This window comes from Bacillus sp. JJ722 (genome assembly GCF_036963345.1).
Taxonomy (GTDB): Bacteria; Bacillota; Bacilli; order Bacillales; family DSM-1321; genus Bacillus_AD.
Window position 1 is genome coordinate 1 of record NZ_JBALMO010000202.1, and the last position, 10498, is coordinate 10498.

General features: G+C 34.8%; 11 protein-coding genes. 3 read left to right on the forward strand and 8 right to left on the reverse strand.

Annotation, left to right across the window (positions count from 1 at the left end):
• Positions 1–271: 271 nt before the first annotated feature.
• Positions 272–1621, reverse strand: a complete 1350-nt coding sequence (locus V7014_RS20740; RefSeq protein WP_335509894.1) for a glucose-6-phosphate isomerase — start codon at positions 1619–1621, stop codon at positions 272–274.
• Between the two features lie 300 nt (positions 1622–1921).
• Between V7014_RS20740 and V7014_RS20745 the strand changes: the two genes are divergently transcribed.
• A complete protein-coding gene (locus V7014_RS20745) occupies positions 1922–2155 on the forward strand; it encodes a DUF378 domain-containing protein (protein WP_335509896.1) in 234 nt (77 codons plus the stop codon).
• A 75-nt stretch (positions 2156–2230) separates the two neighbouring features.
• Here the strand turns inward: V7014_RS20745 and V7014_RS20750 are convergent, their stop codons facing one another.
• Together V7014_RS20750 and yugI are read right to left on the reverse strand one after the other, a co-directional pair.
• Entirely contained in the window at positions 2231–3514 is a 1284-nt protein-coding gene (locus V7014_RS20750; protein ID WP_335509898.1) for a Glu/Leu/Phe/Val family dehydrogenase, read from the reverse strand.
• Positions 3515–3862: 348 nt separating this feature from the next.
• Positions 3863–4264, reverse strand: coding sequence for a S1 domain-containing post-transcriptional regulator GSP13 (yugI, locus tag V7014_RS20755; RefSeq protein WP_335509900.1), 402 nt, complete (start codon positions 4262–4264; stop codon positions 3863–3865).
• A gap of 236 nt (positions 4265–4500) precedes the next feature.
• Between yugI and V7014_RS20760 the strand changes: the two genes are divergently transcribed.
• Positions 4501–4710 carry a helix-turn-helix domain-containing protein gene (locus V7014_RS20760; protein ID WP_335509902.1) on the forward strand — a complete coding sequence of 70 codons (210 nt, stop codon included), beginning with the start codon at positions 4501–4503 and terminating at the stop codon, positions 4708–4710.
• Between the two features lie 136 nt (positions 4711–4846).
• Here V7014_RS20760 and V7014_RS20765 read toward each other — a convergent pair whose 3' ends face one another.
• The 3 genes from V7014_RS20765 to V7014_RS20775 form a co-directional block, all read right to left on the reverse strand.
• Positions 4847–6043: an MFS transporter gene (locus V7014_RS20765; protein WP_335509904.1), complete on the reverse strand. Its 1197-nt coding sequence runs from the start codon at positions 6041–6043 to the stop codon at positions 4847–4849.
• 316 nt (positions 6044–6359) lie between these two features.
• Entirely contained in the window at positions 6360–7526 is a 1167-nt protein-coding gene (locus V7014_RS20770) for an aminotransferase (protein WP_335509906.1), read from the reverse strand.
• Entirely contained in the window at positions 7523–8023 is a 501-nt protein-coding gene (locus V7014_RS20775; protein ID WP_335509907.1) for an Lrp/AsnC family transcriptional regulator, read from the reverse strand. Before V7014_RS20775 ends, V7014_RS20770 begins: the two co-directional genes overlap by 4 nt.
• A gap of 212 nt (positions 8024–8235) precedes the next feature.
• Here V7014_RS20775 and V7014_RS20780 point away from each other — a divergent pair, with 212 nt between their 5' ends.
• Positions 8236–9405 (forward strand): MalY/PatB family protein, encoded by a 1170-nt coding sequence (locus tag V7014_RS20780; RefSeq protein ID WP_335509909.1) that lies wholly within the window; start codon positions 8236–8238, stop codon positions 9403–9405.
• 89 nt (positions 9406–9494) lie between these two features.
• Here V7014_RS20780 and V7014_RS20785 read toward each other — a convergent pair whose 3' ends face one another.
• Both V7014_RS20785 and V7014_RS20790 read right to left on the reverse strand, forming a co-directional pair.
• Positions 9495–10007 carry a superoxide dismutase family protein gene (locus tag V7014_RS20785; RefSeq protein WP_335509911.1) on the reverse strand — a complete coding sequence of 171 codons (513 nt, stop codon included), beginning with the start codon at positions 10005–10007 and terminating at the stop codon, positions 9495–9497.
• Between the two features lie 73 nt (positions 10008–10080).
• Positions 10081–10287 (reverse strand): hypothetical protein, encoded by a 207-nt coding sequence (locus V7014_RS20790; RefSeq protein WP_335509914.1) that lies wholly within the window; start codon positions 10285–10287, stop codon positions 10081–10083.
• Positions 10288–10498 lie beyond the last annotated feature (211 nt).

Sequence of the window (10498 nt, forward strand, 5' to 3'; positions counted from 1 at the left end):
CAAACTTCTTTCTTATGACGTTTTTTACCTTTCTTTTTATGGCAACGACAAGGATTAAAATTACATTGACAATTTTTAAAAGGCATACCATCTTCTCCTTTACTTAGATTTAATATACTTAATATATAATGCATGTAAGACTGTTACGCCTGTACAAAAACCTAATCTTTTACAAAATAGGTCTTGTCCTAAATCTAAGTACTTGTAAAAAGAAGAAGTTATACTAGCAAAAAGACCACGCAGAATATCTACGCGGTCTATCATTTATTACTTATTTTAGACGTTTTTCAAGCTCAGCTTTCTTCTCTTCAAAACCTGGTTTTCCAAGAAGAGCGAACATATTTACCTTATAAGCTTCTACACCTGGTTGATCGAATGGATTTACACCTAATAGGTACCCACTGATTGCACATGCTTTTTCGAAGAAGTATACAAGATATCCAAATGTATAAGCATCCATTGCCGGAATTTCAACAACTAGATTTGGAACGCCACCGTCTGTGTGCGCAAGTAATGTCCCTTCAAATGCTTTTGTGTTTACGAAATCAACAGTTTTACCAGCAAGATAGTTTAAACCATCGCCATCATTTTCTTCCGCTTCAATTGTCAATTCATGGCGAGCCTCTTTCACTTTAACAACTGTTTCGAACAAGTCACGACGACCTTCTTGAACATATTGTCCTAAAGAGTGTAAATCTGTTGAGAAGTTTGCAGATGATGGGAATATACCTTTTTGATCTTTCCCTTCACTTTCACCAAACAGCTGCTTCCACCACTCATTGAAATATTGTAAACCTGGCTCATAGTTAATAAGCATTTCAATTGTTTTACCTTTGTTGTATAAAACGTTTCGAACTGCCGCATATTGGTATGCCGCATTTTCTGCTAATTCAGGATTACTATATTCTTGTTGAGCCGCTTGTGCCCCATTCATCATATCCTCAATGTTTGCACCACTTACTGCAATCGGTAGTAAGCCAACTGCAGTTAAAACTGAATAGCGGCCACCAATATCATCCGCAATAACAAATGATTCGTATCCTTCTTCATCTGCAACAGATTTTAATGCCCCACGAGCTTTATCTGTTGTAGCAAAGATACGAGAGCGAGCTTCTTCTATGCCGTATTTCTCTATCAATAATTTTCGGAAAATACGGAAAGCGATAGCAGGTTCAGTTGTTGTACCTGATTTAGAAATAACATTAATAGAAAAATCTTTATCTTGAAGAAGATCCATTAAATCTTTCATATATGTACTGCTAATGTTATTACCAACAAATACAATTTGAGGAGTTTTACGTTGTTCTTTTGAAATTGCATTATAGAAACTATGTTGAAGCATTTCAATAGCTGCACGAGCCCCTAAGTATGAACCACCAATTCCAACTACAAGTAAAATATCAGAATCATTTTGAATTTTCGCGGCAGCTTTTTGAATGCGTTTAAATTCATCTTTATCATATGAAGTAGGAAGATCAATCCATCCTAAGAAGTCATTACCTGCACCTGTTCCATCGTGGAGCTTATTGTGCGCTGCTTTCACTGCATCTTGTAAGTATGTAATTTCATGTTCTCCAAAAAATGACAATGCTGTAGAGTAATCAAAACGTATGTGTGTCATGAGTGTTCCTCCATTTTTAATATTCATCTAACACTTTATCTAAAGGTGAGTATTTAATCAAGATTTCATTTACTAAAAATGTTACCAAGAGACTCTAATTTCATAATATATTCACTTATAGTTTAACCAATAACTCATATTCTACCTAAGAAAAAATAAGTAGAATACGTATAATTTTATTGTTTTAAACCATTCTATTAATACCCGATGAAAAATTTACATTTCTAGGGCAAGGATTCATACATGCCTTTTGTTAAATCCTTTTATACAGGTAAGAATATTGCACAAGGAGGAAGTAACATGAGCACAATTCAAAGAATAGCTCTTATATTAACTATTATTGGTGCTATTAATTGGGGACTTATCGGATTCTTTCAATTCGATCTTGTTGCATCCATTTTTGGTGGACAAGGAAGCTTCATATCACGAATTATATATGGATTAGTGGGAATTGCAGGCCTTATAAATCTTGGATTATTATTTAAACCAAATGAAGAAACTGTACGTTCTCCTGAATCTAGAACTGTTCGTTAAATCGAATAACAAAAAGCATCCTTAACTTGTCGTTTAAGGATGCTTTTTCTTTTACTTATATTAAAAAGATAATTATTATACCCAACCGCGGAACTTAACCGCTTCTGCCATTTTACGAGCACCAGCCATATAAGCAGCTAAACGCATATTAACATTTCTTGTTTGAGAAATTTGATATACATTTTCAAAAGCTTGAACAAGAACTTTTTCTAATTTCTCGTTAACTTCTTCTTCTGACCAATAGTAACCTTGATTATTTTGTACCCACTCAAAGTAAGAAACCGTTACGCCACCTGAGCTAGCTAACACGTCAGGAACTAGTAGAATTCCTCTTTCTGTTAGAATCTTTGTAGCTTCCAACGTTGTTGGACCATTAGCTGCCTCAACTACAATTGATGCTTTAATATTATGTGCATTGTCAATCGTAATTTGGTTTGTAATTGCAGCTGGAACAAGAATATCACATTCTTTTTCTAATAATTCTTTGTTTGAGATTGTATTATCAAATAATGTAGTAACTGTACCAAAACTATCGCGACGATCTAATAAATAATCGATATCTAAACCTTTTGGATCGTATAATGCACCGTAAGCATCAGAAATACCAATAACTTTAGCTCCTGCATCATGCATAAACTTAGCTAAGAAGCTTCCTGCATTACCAAAACCTTGGACGATAACGCTTGCTCCTTCTACATTGAAACCTTTTTTCTTTGCTGCTTCCCTAATACAAATCGTAACACCTTGAGCAGTTGCTTTCTCACGACCTTGTGAACCACCTAATACTACCGGTTTACCAGTAATGAATCCAGGTGAATCATACTCACGTAGCATACTGTACTCATCCACCATCCAAGCCATGATTTGTGAGTTTGTGTAAACGTCTGGAGCTGGAATATCTTTCGTCGGTCCTACAATTTGGCTAATAGCACGAACGTAAGCACGACTTAATCTCTCTAATTCTCCCATTGACATTGTACGTGGGTCACAAATAATACCACCTTTACCACCACCATAAGGAAGGTCTACGATACCACATTTTAAACTCATCCACATCGCAAGAGCTTTAACTTCATGTTCATTTACTTCTGGATGGAAACGAATTCCACCTTTAGTTGGACCAACAGCATCATTATGTTGAGCACGATATCCTGTAAATATTTTTACACTACCATCATCCATCTTAACCGGCATACGAACTGTTAACATACGTAAAGGCTCTTTTAACAGCTCATACATTTCATCCGAGAAACCTAACTTATTAAGTGCCTCATGAATTACGACTTGCGTTGATGATAATAGATTCAAAGATTCTTGTTCCTTATCAACCTTTTGACTGTTTACCCCAGTTGCTCCCATTGTTTAACTCTTCTCCTTTGTCACTTTAATAACTTTTTATTTTATCAAATTGCCCAATCCAAATCTTCAGTTGTTATAAATAATGGTGGGGCAAATCGAATAACTATGTTATGGTGAATACTTGCTATGCAACTATTATAACGTAAATTATCAATAAAGCTATGAAAATTTTAATTAGTTTAAATATTCATAACTAATCTTAATAAAGCGTTTACATTTTTCTCGGTCAATCAATCACCGAGAGTTTATATCTTATACTTTAAAGATAACATATGATACAAAAAAAGAAAGCAATATGCCTAAAAAAAATCACCATTTCCCAAAAAGGAAACGGTGAATCCTCAAACATTATTTTTTGATTAAATCTTGACGGTCAGAAGCTTTAATCCACTCTTGTAATTTATCTTTAAGAGTGTTAAATCCTTCTTCAGGTGCAGCAGTTGAAACAACAGCAGCTTGGCGTTTCTTTGGAGCTTGTTGTTTTGGACGCTCAGTAGCAGCAGGAGCTTCTTCTGTAGCACGGATTGAAAGGCTAATTTTACCTGATTTTTCATCAACTGAAAGTACTTTCACATTTACTTCATCGCCAATTTTAAGATGATCATTTACATCTTTAACATAACCGTGAGTCACTTCTGAAATATGAACTAAACCTTGTGTATTTTCATCAAGAGCAACGAATGCACCGTATGGTTGAATTCCTTTTACCGTACCAGTTAAAACTGATCCTACTTCGTATTTTGTAGACATAATAACACTCCTATATAATTAAAAATTTAAGTTATTTTTTCACAATTACATATTATAGCACATTGAATCATCTTTATCAAAGAAGCTTTTTTCTTAGAATACTCTTACTATTAGATGTTTTCCTATTTCGACAAATAATACTCTTCAACACGAAATGTTCATTATTAATTTAAATATTCCAATAATTTAATTGATATAATAGATTTGAAATTAACATGTTAAGGAGGAGACATTCCATGTTACAAATTGGAAGTAACATTAAAAGATATCGTGAAAATCGCAACATGAGTCTTCAAGATTTAGCATTAAGAATCCGTTGTGGAACCAAAACGTTAGAAAATTATGAAAATGGAATTAATATACCAAATAACCAAACCATATTGAAAATATCAACTGCACTAGATGTAGCCGCTTCAGAATTACTAAAAGAGCGTATACATTCATAATGATGATTTAAAATAGTGAAAACAATAATTGGTGGGGGTTTTCTTTCTTCCTACCAATTATTATCTTCACCAATTAAATTCTTATTACAAATTATCTTCCATAAAACATCTGTCTTAAAAAACCGGCCTCTGCTTATTAAGCCAATTCTGTTTGTTTTGTTTCTTTTCCAAGAAATAATACCGCTAATGCTCCAATTACTATAGCAATACAAAAAATCAAGAAAATGAAAGAAATAGATACACCTTTTGTCATTAGTGTTCCTACAAGAATCGGCCCGAAGATACCGCCAAATCGGCCCATACTTGCCGCCATCCCAGAACCAGCTCCACGCATGACAGTTGGATATTGTTCTGGTGTATAAGCATACAATGCTCCCCATGCTCCTAAATTAAAGAATGAAAGCATTGCGCCAGAAATAATTAATAAACTTAATGACTCAGCACTTCCGAAGAAATATGCACTGATTGCTGTCCCAATTAAATACACCACTAAAACAAACTTTCTACCAACTCTTTCAATCAGCCATGCTACTGTAAAATATCCTGGTAATTGAGCCAATGTCATAATTAACACATATTGAAAACTATGAATTAAGCTAAATCCTTTTGCAGTCATAATACTCGGTAGCCACAAGAACATGCCATAATAAGAAAAAACAACGCAAAACCATAAAATCCAAAGCATAACAGTTTGTTTTCTATACGGTGCTGCCCAGACTTCAACAATTTGTTGAGAGATACTTTTCTTCACTATTTTTTTCGAAAATTGGGGAGAATCCGGTAGTTTTAAGCGTAAATATAATGCGTAGAAAGCAGGAATTGCACAAATTAATAATGCTGCTCTCCAACCATACTCAGGAATCACAAAAAACGAAATAAGAGCGGCAACGATCCAACCAGCAGCCCAGAAGCTTTCTAATAGAACGACTACTCTCCCTCTTTCCTTAGCAGAAACTGATTCAGAAACAAGTGTGGATGCTACAGGTAACTCCCCACCTAGTCCCATTCCAATTAAGAATCGAAGAACTAAAAAAACTGCTAAAGATGTTGTAAATGCTGATATTCCACTTCCAATAGAAAATAGTAATAACGTTATAATAAATACATTTTTTCTTCCTATACGATCTGACATAAGACCAAATATAAAAGCCCCAACCATCATACCAATTGAATTTATACTTCCGATTAACCCAACTTGACTCGTTGATAAATTCCAATCTGCTGCTAACGCAGCTAAGACAAACGAAAGTATCCCAACATCCATTGCATCAAACATCCAGCCTAAACCTGCAACGCCAAGTAACTTTCGCTTAGAAACATTCGTCGTTTCCATGTGCGCGACTCCTTTACCGTGAATTTCAATATTTTGTATAAATTTTTAATAAAGGGGAAATACTTATTTCTGAAGGCTTTCTACTAATCCCTAAAGATTAGTTACGAAAACAAACAGCCATTTTGAAATGCTCCCCCAAACATTTCATTCGAGCTTTGTTTTCAAGTATTCCCCCCTTTTTGAACGGATAAAACACTCTGTGTTTTATCCGTTTTTTTCATTTTTGTTAAGACAGTAGTCTTGACACCTTACACCAGACTAATCCTTAGAATAACGAACTCTTCTATTCTTGTCGAATAGAAGAGTTCGATTATTCTTATTTACGTTTCTCTAAGAATCTTCCAATTCGTTTTACTGCTTCTTGTAACTGTTCAAGCGATGATGCATATGAAGCTCTGACAAATCCTTCACCACTTTCTCCGAATACATTTCCAGGTACAACAGCTACTTTCTCTTCCAATAACAATTGCTCTGCAAACTCTTCAGAGGTTAAGCCTGTGCTTTTAATTGAGGGGAATGCATAAAATGCACCACCAGGTACGTGACAATCTAAACCTAACTCATTAAATGAATTAACGATGTAGTTTCTTCTTGCTCGATAACTATTACGCATATCAATAATATCTTGCATACCGTTCTTCAAAGCATCTACAGCAGCATATTGCGCCATAGATGAAGCGCACATAATCGCATATTGATGAATTTTTACCATCGCTTCAGATAGTTCAACTGGAGCACACACAAATCCTAGTCTCCATCCAGTCATTGCGAAGCTTTTTGAAAATCCATTAATTATAATCGTTCTTTCTCGCATACCTTCAAGTGCTCCAAGACTTATAAATGAATCATCATAAACTAGCTCAGCATAGATCTCATCTGCTAATACAACTAAATCATGCTTCTTCACAACTTCAGATAAAGCCTTAAGATCTTCCTCCAATAATTGTGAGCCTGTTGGATTATTAGGTGAACAAATTAACACAGCTTTTGTTCGATGTGTAATAGCTGCCTCTAACTCTTCTGGCATTAATCTAAACCCATTTTCTGCTTTTGTAGACACAGTTACAGGTACACCACCTGCAAGAGATACTAGTGGGGCATATGCCACGAAGCAAGGTTCAACAACGAGTATTTCATCTCCTGGATCAACAATCGCCCTCATAGCTATATCAAGAGCCTGACTCGCTCCTACTGTAACAATGATTTCCGTCTTAGGATCATATGAAAGTCCAAATGAGTTGCTCATATATTTTGAAATTTCTTGACGCAATTCAAGTAAACCAGCATTTGCCGTGTACGAAGTGTATCCTTGTTCTAAAGATGAAATGGCAGCCTCACGCGCAGACCATGACGTTACAAAGTCGGGTTCACCTACACCTAATGAAACAACTCCTTCCATCGTAGCTGCAAGATCAAAAAACTTACGAATACCAGATGGCTTCATTTCACTTACAGTTTTTGACAAATAACTTGTCTTAATCATGGGGACACCACAATTCTTTTATCTTCATCAGCTGGATCAAATATAATGCCATCATGTTTATATTTCTTTAAAATAAAATGTGTCGTTGTTGAAATAACTGAATCAAGTGTAGATAATTTTTGAGAAACAAAATTTGCCACTTCATTCATAGATTTTCCTTGGATTGTAACCGATAAGTCATAAACGCCCGACATTAAATAAACAGATTGGACTTCTTTAAATCCATAGATTCTTTTTGCTATTTCATCAAAGCCTACATCACGCTTAGGCGTAACTTTAACGTCAATCATAGCTGTAACACCTTGATGTTCATCAACCTTAGCCCAGTCAATAACTGTCATGTAACGAACAATAACTTTCAATTCTTCTAGCTTCTTTAACGTTCCTTCTAACTCTTCGACAGTTAGATTAGCCATTTTTGCTAAATCATTAATATCGATTCGGCCGTTTTTTTCGATTAATTGTAAGACTTGAATCTCTATTGTATTAAGATGCATATTACATCCTCCTAAGTAAATGATTAAACATTTTCTATTATAACAAGTTTTAAAATATATGATAAAGGCTTTTTTAACAGAGAAAAAGGTTTTTGCTCTATTAAAGGGTCAAAATAGTTAGAAAAGTTATTTTTTTAACACAATTCCTTTAAAGTAAGGTACAGTGTAAGAAGAGAAATTTTAAAAAATCAATGTATTAGAAGGTGACAAATGTGAGCAGTTATAATTTTGATCAAACAATTAATCGAAAAAATACCTCATCTCTTAAATGGGACTTTGTAGAAGAACGTTATGGAGCAAAGGACTTATTGCCAATGTGGGTAGCAGATATGGACTTTGTGTCACCTGATGAAGTAACTAAAGCACTGGTAAAAAGAGCGCAACATCCAGTTTACGGTTATACGAGCACAACAGATTCTGTATATGATAGTGTAATCAATTGGATGAAAACTCAATATAACTGGGGCATTCAAAAAGAAGCAATCACATTTAGTGCTGGCGTTGTTGCAGGTTTCACAGCGGCGATTCTTGCTTTATCAGACCCTGGTGATAAGGTACTTATTCATACACCTGTTTATACTCCATTCTTCGATACAATCAAAAACAATGACCGTGAATTACTTCAAAGTCCATTGCGTTACATTGACGAAACAATGCAAATTAATTTTGAAGATTTCGAAGAACAATTAAAGCAAGGGGTAAAACTCTTCTTATTCTGCAATCCTCATAACCCAGGTGGTAAAGTGTGGAGCAAAGAAGATTTAATAAAAATTGGCGAGCTATGCTTGAAGTATAATGTCGTTATTTTATCAGATGAAATCCATGCTGATCTATGTTTACCAGGATATACACATTATCCAATCGCTTCATTAAGCCCTGAATTAGCTCAAATGACTGTTACATTCATGGCTCCAAGTAAAACGTTTAACGTGGCTGGTATCCAAGCATCAATTATCATTACTGAGAATCAAAAGTTACTGAATAAAATTCAAACAACTCAACATAAAATCGGATTTCATGGGTTAAATTTATTTGCTATCGAAGTCATTCAAGCTTCCTATAACCACGGAAAAGTATGGTTAGAGGAACTTATCCAATATATACAGCAACATGTTGAAACTGTGCAAATGTTTATAAAGAAAGAATTACCAGAAGTGAAAGTTATGGTACCTGAAGCTTCTTACTTAGTATGGCTTGATTGCAGAGCATTAGGCTTCAGCGATTCAGAATTGAAATCAAAATTGATTGAAAAAGGAAAAATCGCCATTTCACCAGGTATGATGTACGGTCCTGGCGGAGAAGGATTCATCAGACTAAATATCGGTTGCACAAATGACACTCTACAAGAAGGTTTAAAACGTATAAAACAAGCCTTATCTTAACATCTTTTAAAAACAGCTACCCAAAATGATATTTGGGTAGCTGTTTTTAAATTACATCTACTTCTTTGATTTATTTAGAAATTGCATTATTACTTTTCTTTTTTGATCACTCCACAAGCAATTCGTTCTCCTGAATCACCCGCTGGCTGAGTCATACCATTATCTATTCTTTTATGTATAACAATAGATGTACCTTCTGTTGTCAATAACGTATTTCGCCCTTCTTTCAATGTTGCTTCTGACTTTAACTTTACCTTAACATTACCTTCATCATCTACTTTAATATTAGGTAAGTCACCAACATGCGGTCCTTCTGAATTCAATAATCCATGCTTCTTACTAGTAGGATTAAAATGATTTCCTGCAGACTTAAAATCCGGTGGTTTACACGATCCTTTTTCATGAATATGAATAGCATGTTCTCCTGGCGGTAATCCTTTCAAATCTAAATCTAATTCTAACCCTTTAGCTTGTTCCTCTAAAGCAATTTTCCCTAGCTTATTCCCATCAGCATCATACATGTCTACTTTCATTTTCATTGGATTCTTATCCGCACATCCTCCAACCAACAAGAGGATACTTATTAACAACCATTTCCTCATCATGTGCCTCCATCAGACATTTTGCTTCTAGTTTGCCCGGAAGCGACATGACATATTCAAAATCAATGAGGAATTATTTCTTCTGATTCTTTTGCATAATTTGTTCTTCTAACTTTTTTAATTTTATTTCTTCCTTTTTAGAATGCCTCATAATTAAACGCCAAGTAATTACAGCAGCCACTAAGAATATTGCCGACGTGATCCCAGCTGGAATATATTCCGTTTTATCCTCTGGAAAATACAAGAACAAGCCCAACACACCATTATAAAAAAAGTCCATATAAGTACATCCTTTCTTTATCTCTCACGTAACATTATACCAACATTTAACTATTCTGCTCAATTTTTACACATACAATCAACTTATAATAATGTCAATTTAATGGTTTTTTATAAGAAAAGCGGAAGAGCCCCGTTTTGCTCCGTATGGGCTGGAGCCCATCGACTGAGATAAAGGATACACGAAGAGCTAACAAGCGATTCGATTGTCT